The sequence below is a fragment of the Listeria immobilis genome, assembly GCF_014322845.1.
Classification (GTDB): Bacteria; Bacillota; Bacilli; order Lactobacillales; family Listeriaceae; genus Listeria; species Listeria immobilis.
Window position 1 is genome coordinate 18,839 of record NZ_JAASUA010000014.1, and the last position, 14,695, is coordinate 33,533.

Below are 14,695 nucleotides of genomic sequence, written 5' to 3' on the forward strand. Positions count from 1 at the left end.
TTATTTCTTTTTGCCTGCTACTGTTTTGGACGGGCCTTTACGAGTACGGGCATTATTTTTTGTATTTTGTCCGCGAACTGGAAGTCCACGACGGTGACGCATGCCACGGTAAGAACCGATTTCGATTAGACGTTTAATGTTTAAGTTTACTTCACGACGAAGGTCACCTTCAACTTTAATACGGTCTAAGATTTCACGGATTTTACCTAGCTCTTCTTCAGTTAAATCACGAGTACGAGTATCTTCAGAAACACCAGCTTCAGCAAGAACTTTGCTAGCTGTTTGTTTACCGATACCATAAATGTAAGTCAGGGAAATAACAATACGTTTTTCACGTGGAACGTCCACACCTGCAATACGTGCCATTTACTTAAGCACCTCCTCTTATCCTTGTTTTTGTTTATGTTTTGGATTTTCACAAATTACCATTACTTTACCTTTACGACGAATAACTTTACATTTTTCGCACATAGGTTTCACTGATGGTCTTACTTTCATATAGATATACCTCCTTGTTTATTAGAGAAAATGTCTCTATAAACCGATAATTTCTAAGCTGGCGAACCAGACCGGTATATAAATTCAATTTCGGAGTGCAAATTATTTAAAACGATAAGTAATTCTTCCGCGTGTCAGGTCGTATGGAGAAAGCTCTACTGTCACTTTATCTCCGGGTAAAATACGAATGTAATGCATACGGATTTTACCTGAAACAGTTGCCAGTACTTTATGACCATTTTCGAGTTCTACATTGAACATCGCGTTTGGTAGAGTTTCTTGTACAACGCCTTCTACTTCAATAACATCTTCTTTTGCCATATGTTTGCTACCTCCTTCTTGTATTCTTGGATTTGTTCCTGATGCAGGCCTAATCCTTTCAGTGTAACTATTTCTCTTACATGAAAAAAACGTAAAACATGCAAAAATGGATGCACTTCTTTAAAAGGCAACTCAATTTCGCCAGCTTTTCAGACAACCTGTAAAAGTGAAATCCGTAAAACCAGAAGAACTGTTGCGCGCAAAAGTGTTGCGGCTGAACAGGTCAGGTAGAACATATACGTCATTCGGATGATCTTCAAACGGTTCTCTCGTTCATCATGATTTGCTTAGATGTCTTTATTCCACTGCCAATTACCCATTATACTACAAATTAAAATAATTTGCACGCATTGATTTTGACAGTGATTTCAGCACAGTTTACCCCTCAAAAAGAAGCAAGAATTTTTTCCACATCTACAAAAACGTCTTTAATATCTTGCTCGCCGTTTATGCTATGAAGCTTACTCTTTTCAGAATAAAAATCAAGAAGCGGCTTGGTCTGTTTCATATTAACATTTAGTCGATTTTCAACAGTTTCTTTCTTATCATCTTCACGTTGGTAAAGTTCTCCACCATCTAAATCACATTTCCCAGCTTCTTTGGGCGGGTTGTAAATTTCATGATAAGTTTTACCGCAAGTCCGACAAATCCAGCGACCTGTAAGACGTTTCATTAAAACATCTTTTTCGACATCAATGTTAATCACAGCATCAAGTTCTGTACCTAAGTCACTTAGAATATTTTCAAGCTCTTTTGCTTGTTCCACTGTACGAGGAAAACCATCAAGCAGGAAACCATTCTTAGCGTCATCTTCGGCTAAACGTTCACGAACGATACCATTTGTAACTTCATCAGGAACTAGGTCACCATTATCCATAAAGGATTTAGCTTTTTTTCCTAATTCTGTATTATTTTTCATAGCTGCTCGGAACATATCTCCAGTGGAAATATGAGGAATGTTGTATTTCTCAACAATCTGTTCCGCTTGTGTGCCTTTTCCGGCGCCGGGCAGTCCCATTAATACTAATTTCAACTGTTTCGCCCCTTATTACGCGCTAGCTCCTGCTAGGGAACCCTAACAAGAACTGCGTGTTATTTGATAAATCCCCGATAGTTCCTTTTTACAAGTTGTCCTTCGAGTTGTTTCGTAGTATCTAATGCTACCCCGATAACAATTAGTAGGCTTGTACCACCAACGGCAAGTGACTGCGGTAAACTAAATACAGTAGTACCGATAGTTGGAAGTATAGCAACCGCTGAAAGGAAAATTGCACCAACAAATGTTAATCGATAAAGAACCGATGTCAGATATGCTTGTGTTTCCCGACCAGGACGTTTACTAGGAATATACCCACCTTGCTTTTTCAAGTTATCTGCAACTTTCTCAGGGTTTACTTGAATGAAAGCGTAGAAATAAGTGAAAGCAACAATTAGTGCAACATATAAAATCATACCAATTGGTTTTGTGTAATCAAATACGTCTTTCAATACTTTTACAACATCATTACTTTGATCAAAGAAAGTAAGAATAGTTTGAGGTGTAATAATAAATGCACTTGCAAAGATAACTGGGATAACTCCGGCAGAGTTAAGTTTTAACGGCAAGTGTGTTGCTTGCGCGCCCGATTGTTTCGCTCCTGCTACACGTTTAGAGTATTGAATTGGAATTTTACGCAGTGCTTGTTGGAAGAAAATTACAGCTACAACAATAGCTAAAATCGCAACCACAACACCGGCAAGAGTTAATATGTGTAGGAAAAGTTGATCACCAGCGTTTTCAATTTGCGAAACGTATAATTGACGTACTCCATCTGGGATACGTGCAACAATACCAGCAAAGATAATGATAGAAACACCATTACCAACGCCTTTAACAGTGATTTGCTCACCTAACCACATTAAGAACATTGTACCTGTGGTTAGAACAATTGCAATAATGGCATATCTACCAATGGATGGTTCAATAACCAGACCAGCAGCTGACAAACGGTTAAATCCGTATGCCATACCAAATGCTTCAACCAAACCAAGTCCAATCGTCATGTATCGAGTAAGTTGATTGAGTTTTTTACGACCCATTTCGCCTTGTTTCGACCACTCAGTTAGCTTTGGAACAACATCCATTTGAAGTAACTGAACAATAATGGAAGATGTAATATAAGGCATTACACCCATGGCAAAAATTGAGAAGTTTTTTAACGCCCCACCATTAAATGTGTTTAAAAACCCCAAAATACCGCCATCCACACTAGATTGCAATGCTGCAGCGTTAACTCCCGGTACTGGCACAAATGTACCAATACGGAAAATAACTAACATTGCTAACGTAAATAGTATTTTTTTTCGGATGTCCGCTACTTTGAAGAAGTTAACTAACGTTTGAAACATTAGATCACCTCAGTTTTTCCGCCAGCCGCTTCAATTGCATCTTTAGCAGCTGCAGAGAATTTGTTCGCTTTCACAGTAAGTTTTTTCTCGATTTTACCGTCTGATAAAACCTTGATTCCAGATTTTTCGTTACGAATAATTCCAGTCTCAATTAAAAGTTCTGGTGTTACTTCTGTACCATCTTCAAAGCGGTTTAAAACATCTAAGTTCACGATTGCAAATTCTTTACGGTTGATATTTGTGAATCCACGTTTTGGAATACGACGGAAAAGTGGAAGTTGTCCACCTTCAAAGCCTAAACGTACGCCACCACCAGAACGAGCTTTTTGTCCTTTATGACCGCGTCCGGAAGTTTTGCCGTTACCAGAGCCTGTTCCACGACCAACACGATTACGTTCTTTACGAGAACCTTCTGAAGGCTTAAGTTCATGTAGTTTCATGTCAAGCACCTCCTCCTATTTAACAAATTCTATCAATTGCATATTATTATATTAAGCTTAAACTTCTTTGACGTCCACTAAATGACTTACTTTAGTGATCATCCCACGAATTGCAGGATTATCTTCTTTAACCACTACAGAATTTGTTTTACCAAGACCTAATGCTTGAACAGTTCTACGTTGTGGTTGAGGGCGTCCGATTAAGCTACGTTTTAAAGTGATTTCTAACTTCGCCATAACGATAATTCCCTCCTTATCCTAACAATTCTTCTACTGTTTTGCCACGAAGTTTCGCAACATCTTCAGCATTTTTAAGTTGTTTAATTCCGTCGATTGTAGCACGTACCATGTTAATTGGTGTATTAGATCCAAGCGATTTGGAAGATACATCAGCAACACCAGCAAGCTCTAGGACCGCACGAACGGGACCACCAGCAGTTACACCAGAACCGGCACTAGCAGGTTTAAGAAGAATTTCTCCGCCACCAAAATGTCCGACTACAGTGTGTGGAATTGTTGTATCTACAGTAGGTACTAACACCATGTTCTTTTTAGCATCCTCAACAGCTTTGCGGATTGCATCTGGAACTTCTTGTGCTTTACCAGTACCGAAACCAACATGACCATTTTTGTCTCCAACAACAACAAGTGCTGTGAAACGGAAACGACGTCCACCTTTAACTACTTTAGCAACACGGTTGATTGTAACAACGCGTTCTTCTAAATCTAATTTGTTTCCATCAATTTGCTCAGGCATGTAATATGTCCCTCCTTCTTATTAAAATTCTAGACCATTTTCACGAGCTGCTTCAGCAAGAGCTTTCACGCGGCCATGATATAAGTATCCTCCACGGTCAAAAGTGACAGAAGTAATACCTTTTTCGGAAGCACGTTTAGCAACTAGTTCGCCAACTTTGCTTGCTGCATCAACTTTGGATTCAGCAGAACCGAAATCTTTATCTAAATTAGACGCACTTGCAAGTGTCACACCATTTACATCATCAATTACTTGTGCATAAATGTTTTTGTTTGAACGGAATACGTTTAAACGTGGACGACTTTCAGTTCCGGAAATTTTAGAACGAACACGAGCATGTCTTTTTTTACGAACTTTATTTTTGTCGATTTTGGTAATCACACGACTCACCTCTTCTCTCATTTGCCTAATTAAGCGGCATTATTTACCAGTTTTACCTTCTTTACGGCGTACATGTTCGCCTTCGTAACGAATACCTTTACCTTTATACGGCTCTGGTGGACGTACAGCGCGAATGTTTGCAGCTAGTTCTCCAACGTGTTCTTTGTTGTATCCTTTAACAATCACTTGTGTGTTTGCAGGAACTTCAATTTCTACGCCTTTAGGAGCAACAAATTCTACTGGATGAGAGTACCCTACGTTAAGAACAAGCTTGTCGCCTTGTTTTTGCGCACGGTAACCAACACCGATAAGTTCTAATTTTTTTTCATAACCCTCGGAAACTCCGACAACCATGTTATTTAAAATAGCACGTGTTGTACCATGAAGCGCGCGGTGGTTTTTATTATCAGTCGGGCGAGAAACGTTAATTTCATTGCCTTCAATATTAATAGTAATTTCTGGGTTGAACTCTTTTACAAGTTCACCTTTAGGACCTTTAACTGTTGCTGTTGATCCATTAAGTGTAACTGTTACACCTGCAGGAATCACAATAGTTTTTTTACCTATACGGGACATTTATTGCACCTCCTTATGGTTTACTTTTTCTTACCAAACGTATGCTAGTACTTCTCCGCCGACTTGTTTAGCACGGGCTTCTTTGTCGGTTAAAACGCCTTGGGAAGTAGACACGATTGCGATACCTAGACCGTTAAGTACTTTAGGCACCTCAGTTGATTTTGCATATACACGTAAACCTGGCTTACTAATACGTTTCAAACCAGTGATTACACGTTCGCCAGTCGCTCCATATTTTAAGAAAACACGGATTGTTCCAGCATTGTCATCTTCAATATATTCAACGTCACGGATAAAACCTTCACGCTTTAATATTTCAGCAATTTCTTTTTTGATTTTGGATGCAGGCAGTTCTAATTTGTCATGTTTAACCATGTTTGCATTACGAATGCGAGTTAGAAAATCTGCAATTGGATCTGTCATCACCATGTATAATACCCTCCTTCCTTAAACTCTTTCTTACCAGCTTGCTTTTTTCACGCCGGGAATTTGACCTTTATAGGCAAGTTCACGGAAACAAATACGGCATAATTTAAATTTGCGAATAACGGAATGTGGACGACCACAACGTTCACAACGAGTATATGCTTGAACAGCGTATTTTGGTGTGCGTTTTTGCTTCGCGATCATTGATTTCTTAGCCACGTTTACGCCTCCCTACTAAAATTAATTTTGATTACTTTTGAAATGGCATCCCTAGTTGAGTAAGTAACTCATGAGATTCTTCATCACTTTTGGCAGTTGTAACGATTACTACGTCCATACCGCGTACTTTTGATACTTGATCGTAATCAATTTCAGGGAAAATAAGTTGCTCTCTTACACCCAACGTATAGTTACCACGGCCATCGAAAGCTTTTTTCGATACACCACGGAAATCACGAACACGTGGAAGTGAAACAGTAACTAATTTATCTAAGAAATCATACATGCGTTCACCACGCAAAGTTACTTTAGCACCGATTGGCATTCCTTCACGAAGACGGAAACCAGCGATAGAATTTTTAGCTTTTGTAATTACAGGTTTTTGACCAGTGATAAGAGCTAACTCCTCAACTGCACTGTCTAAAACTTTAGCATTTGCTGTAGCGTCACCAACACCAGTGTTGATTACGATTTTATCTATTTTTGGAACCTCCATTACGGAGTCATAATTGAATTTGCTCATTAAAGCAGGAACAATTTCCTTAAGATATTGATCTTTAAGGCGATTCATGTAATATTCCCTCCTTCCTACGACTATTATTTATCTATTACTTCACCGGATTTTTTTGCTACGCGTACTTTTTTATCACCTTTAACTTCGTAGCCTACACGAGTAGGTTCGCCTGTTTTAGGATCAATTAGCATTACGTTTGAAACATGGATCGGTGCTTCAACATTCAAGATTCCGCCTTGCGGGTTGATGTTGGAAGGTTTTGTATGTTTTTTAACCATATTAATTCCTTCAATAAGTACGCGGTCTTTTTTCGGAAATGCTGCGAGCACTTTGCCGGATTTGCCTTTATCTTTACCAGTAATAACTTTTACTTTATCACCTTTTTTGACATGCATTGGTATAGCACCTCCTTGATTTCTTGGAACTTATTTTTTAAAGAACTTCTGGAGCTAAAGAAACGATCTTCATAAAGTTGTTTTCACGAAGTTCGCGAGCAACAGGTCCAAAAATACGTGTTCCACGAGGACTTTTATCGTCACGGATAATGACACATGCATTTTCATCAAACTTGATGTAAGAACCGTCTTGACGACGTGCTCCACTCTTGGTACGAACGATTACTGCTTTAACAACTTCACCTTTTTTGACAACGCCGCCTGGTGTTGCTTGTTTAACGGTACACACGACAACATCGCCAATGTTAGCAGTTTTGCGTCCTGATCCACCTAGCACTTTAATTGTTAAAACTTCACGCGCGCCAGAGTTATCAGCCACTTTCATACGACTTTCTTGTTGAATCATTAGGACACCCTCCTTCCAGAATAACGGGTCGGAAAAATTGCACTTGGCAATTCTTCACAATCTATTTTTAACTTTTGATTTAGATAATTACTGCTTCTTCTACAACTTCTAATAAACGGAAATGTTTAGTTGCAGACAATGGACGAGTTTCGGAAATACGAACTACATCGCCAGTTTTTGCAATGTTATTTTCATCATGCGCTTTGAATTTTTTAGAATACTTCACGCGTTTACCGTACAAACCATGTTTCTTGTACGTTTCAACAACCACGGTAATTGTTTTATCCATTTTGTCGGATACAACACGACCAGTATAAACTTTACGTTGGTTACGGTCAGCCATGTATTAAAACCTCCTTACGATTCTTTTTTAAGCAAGTTCTCTTTCTCGAACGATTGTTTTCATACGGGCAATTGCTTTACGAACCTCACGAATACGTGCGGTGTTTTCTAATTGACCAGTAGCTAATTGAAAGCGCAGGTTGAAGAGCTCTTCTTTCAAAGCTTTTTCTTGATCTTGGATTTCGGTAGTGGATAAATCACGGATATCATTAGCTTTCATTTGCTTCACCACCAATTTCTTCGCGTTTAACGATCTTAGTTTTGACCGGCAGTTTGTGTGCTGCTAGACGTAATGCTTCACGCGCTACATCTTCAGGAACACCTGCGATTTCAAACATAATTTTGCCGCGTTTGACTGGGCTTACCCAACCTTCCGGAGCACCTTTACCTTTACCCATCCGAACCCCGATTGGTTTAGAAGTGTAAGATTTATGAGGGAAAATTTTAATCCAAACTTTACCGCCACGTTTCATGTAACGAGTCATTGCGATACGAGCTGCTTCGATTTGACGGTTTGTAATCCAAGAAGCTTCAACTGCTTGAAGACCATATTCACCAAATGCAACTTCAGTTCCGCCTTTCGCGCGTCCACGCATGTTTCCGCGGAATTCACGACGGTATTTTACACGTTTAGGAACTAACATTATTATTTTCCTCCTTCCACATTGTTTTTCTTCGTAGGAAGGACTTCACCACGGTAGATCCAGACTTTAACGCCTAGTTTACCATAAGTTGTGTCAGCTTCTTCCCATGCGTAGTCGATGTCGGCACGCAATGTATGAAGAGGTACTGTTCCTTCGCTATAGTGTTCAGCACGAGCGATATCCGCTCCGCCAAGACGACCAGATACTTGAGTTTTGATACCTTTTGCTCCAGCACGCATAGTACGTTGGATAGCTTGTTTTTGCGCACGACGGAAAGATACACGACCTTCCAATTGACGAGCGATATTTTCAGCAACCAGTTTTGCGTCTAGGTCAGCACGTTTAATTTCTACAATGTTGATATGGACACGTTTTTTAGTAAGTTCGTTTAAGTTTTTGCGTAATGCTTCAACTTCAGAACCACCTTTACCGATAACCATACCAGGTTTAGCAGTATGAATAGTGATATTCACACGATTAGCTGCACGTTCGATTTCTACACGAGAAACAGAAGCGTCAGATAAACGTTTTGCAACATAATCACGGATGCGTAAATCTTCATGTAAGAAGTCCGCATAATCTTTTTCCGCGTACCATTTGGAGTCCCAATCACGGATGACACCGATACGCATACCTATTGGATGTACTTTTTGACCCACGAATTATCCCTCCTTCACTTCAGATACCACAACTGTAATGTGGCTAGTACGTTTGTTGATTGCACTTGCACGACCTTGTGCACGTGGACGGAAACGTTTAAGTGTTGGACCTTCGTCAACAAATGCTTCCTCTACTACAAGGTTGTTAATGTCTAAATCATAATTATGCTCTGCGTTAGCAATAGCGGATTTTAATACTTTTTCAATAATTGGGGAAGCGGATCTTGGAGTATACTTCAAGATTGCAATTGCTTCGCCAACTTGCTTGCCTCGAATTAAATCAATGACGATTCTAGCTTTGCGAGGAGCAATACGAACCGTTTTGGCAACGGCTTTTGCGCTTGTAACTTCACTTGCCATTAGGATATCCTCCTCTCAAATTAGCGTTTAGTTTTTTTATCGTCGCCCGCATGACCGCGGTACGTACGAGTTGGTGCGAATTCGCCCAGTTTGTGTCCTACCATATCTTCTTGAACATAAACAGGAACGTGTTTACGTCCATCATATACTGCGATTGTTTGTCCAACAAAAGTTGGGAAAATCGTGGAGCGACGAGACCAAGTTTTAATTACTTGTTTCTTTTCGCTTTCTGCTGCTGCTTCCACTTTCTTCATCAAGTGATCATCAACAAAAGGTCCTTTTTTCAAACTACGACCCATGACGGAACCTCCCTTCGCATAGTCAGGAAGCTGAGAACACATGTCCTCGCTATCCTGCTACCAATTTTATTCAATCTATTATGCCGATTATTTTTTCTTACGACGACGTACGATAAATTTATCGGAGTTGTTATTTTTCTTACGTGTTTTGTATCCAAGAGTTGGTTTACCCCATGGAGACATTGGTGATTTACGACCGATTGGTGCTTTACCTTCACCACCACCGTGCGGGTGATCGTTCGGGTTCATTACAGATCCACGAACAGTTGGGCGTTTACCCATCCAACGTGAACGACCTGCTTTACCAATGTTGATAAGTTCATGTTGTTCATTACCAACTTGACCGATTGTAGCACGACAAGTAGCAAGAATCATACGAACCTCACCAGAGTTTAAGCGGATTAATACGTATTTACCTTCTTTACCAAGCACTTGAGCACTTGTTCCAGCAGAACGTACTAATTGTCCACCTTTACCAGGTTTCATTTCGATATTGTGGATAACAGTACCCACTGGAATATCTTTTAATTCTAGTGCATTACCGATTTTAATGTCGGCTTCTGCTCCTGAATAAATTGTTTGACCTACTTCAAGGCCTTTTGCTGCAATGATGTAACGTTTTTCTCCATCAGCATAGTTGATTAGAGCAATATTAGCAGAACGGTTTGGATCGTACTCGATCGTTGCAACGCGTCCTGGAACACCATCTTTGTTACGTTTGAAATCAATCACGCGGTATTGGCGTTTATGTCCACCGCCGTGATGACGAACAGTTAACTTACCTTGGTTATTGCGTCCGGCTTTCTTTTTAAGAGGACGTAGTAAAGATTTTTCTGGAGTACTTGTAGTAATCTCAGCGAAATCTGAACTAGTCATATGCCGGCGCCCGTTTGTGGTAGGTTTATACTTTTTGATCGCCATTGTTTCCCCTCCTCGTTAGATTTATTTAAAGTTAGACGAATTATACTTCAAAGAATTGAATTTCTTTGCTGTCAGCTGTAACAGTAACAATCGCTTTACGACGTTTGTTAGTGTAACCTGCATAACGGCCCATACGTTTAAGTTTGCCTTTGTAATTCATTACGTTTACTTTAGCAACTTTCACGTCGAAAATTTCTTCAATTGCGTATTTTACTTGCGTTTTAGTTGCGCGAGTATCTACTTCAAATGTATATTTCTTATCGTCGAGAATACTTGTAGATTCTTCAGTTACAACCGGGCGCTTAATGATGTCGCGTGCATCCATTATGCGAGCACCTCCTCTACTTTTTCGACAGCTGCTTTTGTGATAATTAACTTATCATGTTTAGCAACTTCTAGTACTGAGATACTTTCAGCTGGAATAACTGTAATGCCTTGTAAGTTGCGTGCAGATAATTCTACATTTTCACTTTCACCGGCAACTACGATTAGTGCCTTAGTATCTACAGAGATATTTTTAAGAAAAGCCGCAAATTCTTTTGTTTTAGGTGCATCGAAAGCTAAACCTTCAAGTACAACTAATTTTTCTTCATTTACTTTAGAAGAAAGAATTGATTTAATCGCTAAACGACGAACTTTCTTAGGTAATTTGTAAGCATATGAACGAGGTGTTGGGCCGAATACGACACCACCGCCACGCCATTGTGGGGAACGGATTGAACCTTGACGGGCACGACCTGTACCTTTTTGACGCCATGGTTTACGTCCGCCACCACGTACTTCTGAACGATTTTTCACTTTATGAGTCCCTTGACGTAGGGATGCACGTTGGCTCAAAATCACATCAACAACAACTTTTTCATTTGGTTCGATACCGAAAACAGTGTCGTTTAAAGTAATTTCGCCAGCGTTTGTTCCATCTTGTTTAAGTAAGCTTAATTTTGGCATTCGTTAGTCCTCCTTTCCAAATAAATTATTTTGCTTTAGTAGCAGTTTTAATTTGAACTAATGCTTTTTTAGCGCCTGGAACGTTACCTTTTACTAAAAGAACGTTCTTTTCAACGTCTACTTTTACGATTTCTAGGTTTTGGATAGTGATTTGTTCTCCACCCATACGACCTGGAAGTAGTTTATTTTTGAAAACACGGTTAGGTGCTACTGGACCCATTGAACCAGGGCGACGATGGTAACGGGAACCGTGGGCCATAGGGCCGCGGGATTGTCCGTGGCGTTTAATAACACCTTGGAATCCTTTACCTTTCGATACGCCTGTCGCGTCGATGATGTCACCTTCTGCGAATACGTCTACTTTTACTTCTGCACCAATCTCATACTCGTCTAAGTTTACATCGCGGAATTCGCGAATGAAGCGCTTAGGAGTAGTATTGGCTTTTGCTACATGACCTTGTTCGGGTTTGTTTGACAATTTTGCTCGCTTATCTTCGAAACCGATTTGTACAGCTTCGTAGCCGTCAGTTTCAACAGTTTTCTTTTGAAGTACCACGTTTTGTGCTGCTTCAATTACTGTTACTGGAATAAGTTCGCCGTTTTCAGTGAAAACTTGTGTCATCCCTACTTTTCTACCTAAGATTCCTTTGGTCATGAGTCACACCTCCTGTTAATTTAATATATTCTTATTATAGTTTGATTTCGATGTCCACACCGCTTGGCAAGTCTAAACGCATCAAGCTATCAACTGTTTGTGGTGTTGGATTAACGATGTCGATTAAACGTTTGTGTGTACGCATTTCGAATTGCTCACGAGAATCTTTATATTTGTGGACCGCACGCAAGACTGTGTAGATTGACTTCTCTGTTGGAAGTGGGATTGGACCAGATACGGAAGCACCTGAGCGTTTCGCTGTTTCTACAATCTTTTCTGCTGATTGATCCAAAATACGGTGATCATACGCTTTTAAACGAATACGAATTTTTTGTTTTGCCATTACTTTCCCTCCTTTTCGCCTATTTTCAAAATAGACATTCTCCGTGAAAATTACCTGAACATCCGCCATGGCAAAGCGGCCGGGTGTGTCAGCAACCTTTCACTTCATCACATGGGCATTCCCGGCAATACCGGGGTGCTTTTTGCCAAAAGGGCAGACCAATGCCTGTCCATTTGCACTTTATCTATTATACACGGGTTAGGCATAGTAATCAACCGCTTTTCAAAAAAAGTTTCAAGTTATTTTTATTGAAGCTTTTATATAGTAGAAACACACTTTATATATAATAGAAAACGGCTATATATATGGATTTTACGCATACAAAAAAACATCCGTAAAGACCGAATGTTTTTAGGTTGACCGAAGTACTAATAATCCTATTGTTAAAAGAACCATTACAAATCCTGCAATCAAGTCCCCGAAACGCCAATGCAGTATCCGAAAACGCGTCCTTCCTTCACCGCCTCTATATCCTCTTGCTTCCATCGCGTCAGCAAGCTCTTCCGCACGATTAAAGGAACTAACAAACAGCGGAATAAAAATCGGCACTACCACTTTCATTTGTTCAAATAAATTCCCTTCACCAAAATCTACACCACGTGCACGCTGAGCTTTCATAATTTTGTCTGTCTCACCCATAAGTGTAGGGATAAAGCGTAACGCCACAGAAATCATTAAAGCAATATCGTTTACAGGAACTTTTAGCACTGCGAAAGGTCGAAGGATATAAGCTATTGCATCTGTTAAATCCATGGGAGTAGTTGTTAATGTGATGACTGTTGACATCATTATTATAAGCGCAAAACGTAAAAATACAAAAACACCATTTAAAAGTCCGAATGAAGATATTGTAAACGGACCCCAGTCAATATAAATTGTTCCACCACTCGTAAACAAGACCTGCATGATGACTGTAAATAGAATCAACCAAATGAGCGGTTTTATTCCTTTGATGAAAACTTTTACTTTAATTCCAGTTAACTGGATAATCATTAGTGTGAACAAAACCATTAAGGCATATGTCCACCAGTTGTTTGCTAAAAATAAAATTCCAATATAATAAAAACCTGCGAGTAGCTTTGTTCTTGCATCAAGGCCATGAATCAAGGACTCCCCTGGAACAAAGCGACCTAATATTAGCTTTTCTATCATTCAAAGAAGCCCCCTTTCCTTATGCCAATTTTTGTAACAGAACGCTCACTGCCATTAAGATTGTCAATGTCGCATTGATCAGTACAAAATTCCGTATTCCGATAACAAATGTTTTCGATTTTACTTGCTCTTTGTTAAATTTAACCAAATTACGATAGACTGGATAAGCTACAAGTAGTGACAGCAGCATAATAGGATGCAAGAAGCCAACTGCAACGGAAACAGCTACGGCTAAAAATGATGCATAATATAATCCATTAAATAGTATGACACCCATTTTTCTTCCTATATAATAAGGAAGTGTATAACGATGGTTTCTAATATCTTCGTCTAAATCGCATAAGTTATTCGCCAACATAATGTTAGCAATCGTAAAAATACACGGTAAGGATACCACACCTATCCGAATAATTTCTATTAAATTGAACTGAATTGTAACCATTTCCCCTTGCCAAAGTAAATTTGCAATTCCAGCATCATAAGCATTTACATATACTGCTAAAAAGAATATGCCAAATCCCATTGTCACACCTGAGAAAATTTCTCCTAAGGGCATACGAGAAAGTGGTACAGGTCCAAATGTATACAAAATACCAATACAAAAACAAACAAAGCCAATTAATAGCACAAGCAAGTCGGTTCTAACTACTAGCCAAACACCTAAACCAGTTGCAATAAAGAACATTAGAAAAATCGTGATTATAACTGTTCGTTCAGAAATGCGTTCTTGCCCGATGACATTACTTGTTGTTCGATAATCGTAATCATGATTATCTGTTGCTTTACGATAATCCATATAATTATTAATTGCCGTTGTAGTTAAATCGAATATCAACATGGCGCCAAAAAATATGAGTGTATTAACTGGCTTAAATAAATCATATTGATAGACAACAAATAACGTCCCTAGCATAAATGGGAATACACTAGCAATTTTAGTCTGAATTTCGACTAATTTCAAAAAAGACGGAATCGACATAGCCCCTTTTTAACCCCTTTCTGACATAAAGTGAGCAGATTTTGTCAAAGTTCTGCTCACTTTCTTCTATAT

28 protein-coding genes are annotated in these 14,695 nt (G+C 39.3%); all 28 read right to left on the bottom strand.

Translation table 11 applies throughout. The features are described 5' to 3' along the window. The 28 genes from rpsM to menA all read right to left on the bottom strand — a co-directional run bounded on the left by rpsM (position 1) and on the right by menA (position 14,623). Positions 1 to 366, bottom strand: coding sequence for a 30S ribosomal protein S13 (rpsM, locus tag HCJ45_RS13655; protein WP_003720927.1), 366 nt, complete (start codon positions 364 to 366; stop codon positions 1 to 3). A gap of 18 nt (positions 367 to 384) precedes the next feature. Then, entirely contained in the window at positions 385 to 498 is a 114-nt protein-coding gene (gene rpmJ, locus HCJ45_RS13660; RefSeq protein ID WP_003720928.1) for a 50S ribosomal protein L36, read from the bottom strand. A 102-nt stretch (positions 499 to 600) separates the two neighbouring features. Further along, positions 601 to 819 carry a translation initiation factor IF-1 gene (gene infA, locus HCJ45_RS13665; protein WP_003720929.1) on the bottom strand — a complete coding sequence of 73 codons (219 nt, stop codon included), beginning with the start codon at positions 817 to 819 and terminating at the stop codon, positions 601 to 603. A gap of 385 nt (positions 820 to 1,204) precedes the next feature. Continuing rightward, positions 1,205 to 1,852 (bottom strand): adenylate kinase, encoded by a 648-nt coding sequence (locus HCJ45_RS13670; protein ID WP_185348016.1) that lies wholly within the window; start codon positions 1,850 to 1,852, stop codon positions 1,205 to 1,207. 59 nt (positions 1,853 to 1,911) lie between these two features. Next, positions 1,912 to 3,207 carry a preprotein translocase subunit SecY gene (gene secY, locus HCJ45_RS13675; protein WP_185348018.1) on the bottom strand — a complete coding sequence of 432 codons (1,296 nt, stop codon included), beginning with the start codon at positions 3,205 to 3,207 and terminating at the stop codon, positions 1,912 to 1,914. Next, on the bottom strand, positions 3,207 to 3,647 hold the full coding sequence (rplO, locus tag HCJ45_RS13680; protein WP_185348020.1) for a 50S ribosomal protein L15: 441 nt from the start codon (positions 3,645 to 3,647) through the stop codon (positions 3,207 to 3,209). Before rplO ends, secY begins: the two co-directional genes overlap by 1 nt. A 57-nt stretch (positions 3,648 to 3,704) precedes the next feature. After that, entirely contained in the window at positions 3,705 to 3,884 is a 180-nt protein-coding gene (gene rpmD, locus HCJ45_RS13685) for a 50S ribosomal protein L30 (RefSeq protein WP_011703284.1), read from the bottom strand. A 16-nt stretch (positions 3,885 to 3,900) separates the two neighbouring features. After that, entirely contained in the window at positions 3,901 to 4,404 is a 504-nt protein-coding gene (rpsE, locus tag HCJ45_RS13690) for a 30S ribosomal protein S5 (protein ID WP_003723681.1), read from the bottom strand. A gap of 21 nt (positions 4,405 to 4,425) precedes the next feature. After that, positions 4,426 to 4,785: a 50S ribosomal protein L18 gene (gene rplR, locus HCJ45_RS13695; protein WP_003764129.1), complete on the bottom strand. Its 360-nt coding sequence runs from the start codon at positions 4,783 to 4,785 to the stop codon at positions 4,426 to 4,428. Positions 4,786 to 4,824: 39 nt separating this feature from the next. Then, the gene (gene rplF, locus HCJ45_RS13700; RefSeq protein WP_003749693.1) at positions 4,825 to 5,361 is read right to left on the bottom strand and encodes a 50S ribosomal protein L6; all 537 of its coding nucleotides are present in this window, start codon (positions 5,359 to 5,361) and stop codon (positions 4,825 to 4,827) included. A gap of 30 nt (positions 5,362 to 5,391) precedes the next feature. Then, positions 5,392 to 5,790, bottom strand: coding sequence for a 30S ribosomal protein S8 (rpsH, locus tag HCJ45_RS13705; RefSeq protein ID WP_003720937.1), 399 nt, complete (start codon positions 5,788 to 5,790; stop codon positions 5,392 to 5,394). 30 nt (positions 5,791 to 5,820) lie between these two features. Beyond that, complete coding sequence (locus HCJ45_RS13710; protein WP_003723684.1) at positions 5,821 to 6,006, bottom strand: type Z 30S ribosomal protein S14; 186 nt, start codon at positions 6,004 to 6,006, stop codon at positions 5,821 to 5,823. A 31-nt stretch (positions 6,007 to 6,037) separates the two neighbouring features. Continuing rightward, entirely contained in the window at positions 6,038 to 6,577 is a 540-nt protein-coding gene (gene rplE / locus HCJ45_RS13715; protein ID WP_003720938.1) for a 50S ribosomal protein L5, read from the bottom strand. Between the two features lie 26 nt (positions 6,578 to 6,603). Next, complete coding sequence (gene rplX / locus HCJ45_RS13720) at positions 6,604 to 6,915, bottom strand: 50S ribosomal protein L24 (RefSeq protein ID WP_003720939.1); 312 nt, start codon at positions 6,913 to 6,915, stop codon at positions 6,604 to 6,606. A 37-nt stretch (positions 6,916 to 6,952) separates the two neighbouring features. Next, positions 6,953 to 7,321: a 50S ribosomal protein L14 gene (gene rplN, locus HCJ45_RS13725; RefSeq protein ID WP_003723686.1), complete on the bottom strand. Its 369-nt coding sequence runs from the start codon at positions 7,319 to 7,321 to the stop codon at positions 6,953 to 6,955. Positions 7,322 to 7,400: 79 nt separating this feature from the next. After that, positions 7,401 to 7,664, bottom strand: coding sequence for a 30S ribosomal protein S17 (rpsQ, locus tag HCJ45_RS13730; protein ID WP_003720941.1), 264 nt, complete (start codon positions 7,662 to 7,664; stop codon positions 7,401 to 7,403). Between the two features lie 27 nt (positions 7,665 to 7,691). Beyond that, a complete protein-coding gene (gene rpmC, locus HCJ45_RS13735) occupies positions 7,692 to 7,883 on the bottom strand; it encodes a 50S ribosomal protein L29 (RefSeq protein ID WP_003720942.1) in 192 nt (63 codons plus the stop codon). Next, on the bottom strand, positions 7,873 to 8,307 hold the full coding sequence (gene rplP / locus HCJ45_RS13740) for a 50S ribosomal protein L16 (RefSeq protein ID WP_003720943.1): 435 nt from the start codon (positions 8,305 to 8,307) through the stop codon (positions 7,873 to 7,875). Before rplP ends, rpmC begins: the two co-directional genes overlap by 11 nt. Positions 8,308 to 8,309: 2 nt before the next feature. Further along, positions 8,310 to 8,966 carry a 30S ribosomal protein S3 gene (gene rpsC / locus HCJ45_RS13745; RefSeq protein WP_061395551.1) on the bottom strand — a complete coding sequence of 219 codons (657 nt, stop codon included), beginning with the start codon at positions 8,964 to 8,966 and terminating at the stop codon, positions 8,310 to 8,312. 3 nt (positions 8,967 to 8,969) lie between these two features. Next, positions 8,970 to 9,326 (bottom strand): 50S ribosomal protein L22, encoded by a 357-nt coding sequence (rplV, locus tag HCJ45_RS13750; RefSeq protein WP_003727697.1) that lies wholly within the window; start codon positions 9,324 to 9,326, stop codon positions 8,970 to 8,972. Between the two features lie 20 nt (positions 9,327 to 9,346). Then, entirely contained in the window at positions 9,347 to 9,625 is a 279-nt protein-coding gene (rpsS, locus tag HCJ45_RS13755; protein ID WP_003720946.1) for a 30S ribosomal protein S19, read from the bottom strand. An 87-nt stretch (positions 9,626 to 9,712) separates the two neighbouring features. Continuing rightward, positions 9,713 to 10,546: a 50S ribosomal protein L2 gene (gene rplB / locus HCJ45_RS13760; protein WP_185348022.1), complete on the bottom strand. Its 834-nt coding sequence runs from the start codon at positions 10,544 to 10,546 to the stop codon at positions 9,713 to 9,715. Between the two features lie 40 nt (positions 10,547 to 10,586). Continuing rightward, a complete protein-coding gene (rplW, locus tag HCJ45_RS13765) occupies positions 10,587 to 10,871 on the bottom strand; it encodes a 50S ribosomal protein L23 (protein ID WP_003728540.1) in 285 nt (94 codons plus the stop codon). After that, on the bottom strand, positions 10,871 to 11,494 hold the full coding sequence (rplD, locus tag HCJ45_RS13770; RefSeq protein WP_185348024.1) for a 50S ribosomal protein L4: 624 nt from the start codon (positions 11,492 to 11,494) through the stop codon (positions 10,871 to 10,873). Before rplD ends, rplW begins: the two co-directional genes overlap by 1 nt. A gap of 25 nt (positions 11,495 to 11,519) precedes the next feature. Next, positions 11,520 to 12,149: a 50S ribosomal protein L3 gene (rplC, locus tag HCJ45_RS13775; RefSeq protein WP_012986496.1), complete on the bottom strand. Its 630-nt coding sequence runs from the start codon at positions 12,147 to 12,149 to the stop codon at positions 11,520 to 11,522. A gap of 34 nt (positions 12,150 to 12,183) precedes the next feature. Next, a complete protein-coding gene (gene rpsJ, locus HCJ45_RS13780) occupies positions 12,184 to 12,492 on the bottom strand; it encodes a 30S ribosomal protein S10 (RefSeq protein WP_003720954.1) in 309 nt (102 codons plus the stop codon). A 351-nt stretch (positions 12,493 to 12,843) separates the two neighbouring features. After that, positions 12,844 to 13,644 (bottom strand): FAD export ECF transporter transmembrane subunit FmnA, encoded by an 801-nt coding sequence (gene fmnA / locus HCJ45_RS13785; protein ID WP_187125181.1) that lies wholly within the window; start codon positions 13,642 to 13,644, stop codon positions 12,844 to 12,846. A gap of 19 nt (positions 13,645 to 13,663) precedes the next feature. After that, positions 13,664 to 14,623, bottom strand: a complete 960-nt coding sequence (gene menA, locus HCJ45_RS13790; protein ID WP_185348028.1) for a 1,4-dihydroxy-2-naphthoate polyprenyltransferase — start codon at positions 14,621 to 14,623, stop codon at positions 13,664 to 13,666. Positions 14,624 to 14,695 lie beyond the last annotated feature (72 nt).

Coding starts and splice junctions, on each gene's coding strand:
- rpsM (WP_003720927.1), bottom strand. CDS start 366: ATGGCACGTATTGCAGGTGTGGACGTTCCACGTGAAAAACGTATTGTT.
- rpmJ (WP_003720928.1), bottom strand. CDS start 498: ATGAAAGTAAGACCATCAGTGAAACCTATGTGCGAAAAATGTAAAGTT.
- infA (WP_003720929.1), bottom strand. CDS start 819: ATGGCAAAAGAAGATGTTATTGAAGTAGAAGGCGTTGTACAAGAAACT.
- secY (WP_185348018.1), bottom strand. CDS start 3,207: ATGTTTCAAACGTTAGTTAACTTCTTCAAAGTAGCGGACATCCGAAAA.
- rplO (WP_185348020.1), bottom strand. CDS start 3,647: ATGAAACTACATGAACTTAAGCCTTCAGAAGGTTCTCGTAAAGAACGT.
- rpmD (WP_011703284.1), bottom strand. CDS start 3,884: ATGGCGAAGTTAGAAATCACTTTAAAACGTAGCTTAATCGGACGCCCT.
- rpsE (WP_003723681.1), bottom strand. CDS start 4,404: ATGCCTGAGCAAATTGATGGAAACAAATTAGATTTAGAAGAACGCGTT.
- rplF (WP_003749693.1), bottom strand. CDS start 5,361: ATGTCCCGTATAGGTAAAAAAACTATTGTGATTCCTGCAGGTGTAACA.
- rpsH (WP_003720937.1), bottom strand. CDS start 5,790: ATGGTGATGACAGATCCAATTGCAGATTTTCTAACTCGCATTCGTAAT.
- rplE (WP_003720938.1), bottom strand. CDS start 6,577: ATGAATCGCCTTAAAGATCAATATCTTAAGGAAATTGTTCCTGCTTTA.
- rplX (WP_003720939.1), bottom strand. CDS start 6,915: ATGCATGTCAAAAAAGGTGATAAAGTAAAAGTTATTACTGGTAAAGAT.
- rplN (WP_003723686.1), bottom strand. CDS start 7,321: ATGATTCAACAAGAAAGTCGTATGAAAGTGGCTGATAACTCTGGCGCG.
- rpsQ (WP_003720941.1), bottom strand. CDS start 7,664: ATGGCTGACCGTAACCAACGTAAAGTTTATACTGGTCGTGTTGTATCC.
- rpmC (WP_003720942.1), bottom strand. CDS start 7,883: ATGAAAGCTAATGATATCCGTGATTTATCCACTACCGAAATCCAAGAT.
- rplP (WP_003720943.1), bottom strand. CDS start 8,307: ATGTTAGTTCCTAAACGTGTAAAATACCGTCGTGAATTCCGCGGAAAC.
- rplV (WP_003727697.1), bottom strand. CDS start 9,326: ATGGCAAGTGAAGTTACAAGCGCAAAAGCCGTTGCCAAAACGGTTCGT.
- rpsS (WP_003720946.1), bottom strand. CDS start 9,625: ATGGGTCGTAGTTTGAAAAAAGGACCTTTTGTTGATGATCACTTGATG.
- rplB (WP_185348022.1), bottom strand. CDS start 10,546: ATGGCGATCAAAAAGTATAAACCTACCACAAACGGGCGCCGGCATATG.
- rplW (WP_003728540.1), bottom strand. CDS start 10,871: ATGGATGCACGCGACATCATTAAGCGCCCGGTTGTAACTGAAGAATCT.
- rplD (WP_185348024.1), bottom strand. CDS start 11,494: ATGCCAAAATTAAGCTTACTTAAACAAGATGGAACAAACGCTGGCGAA.
- rplC (WP_012986496.1), bottom strand. CDS start 12,149: ATGACCAAAGGAATCTTAGGTAGAAAAGTAGGGATGACACAAGTTTTC.
- rpsJ (WP_003720954.1), bottom strand. CDS start 12,492: ATGGCAAAACAAAAAATTCGTATTCGTTTAAAAGCGTATGATCACCGT.
- fmnA (WP_187125181.1), bottom strand. CDS start 13,644: ATGATAGAAAAGCTAATATTAGGTCGCTTTGTTCCAGGGGAGTCCTTG.
- menA (WP_185348028.1), bottom strand. CDS start 14,623: ATGTCGATTCCGTCTTTTTTGAAATTAGTCGAAATTCAGACTAAAATT.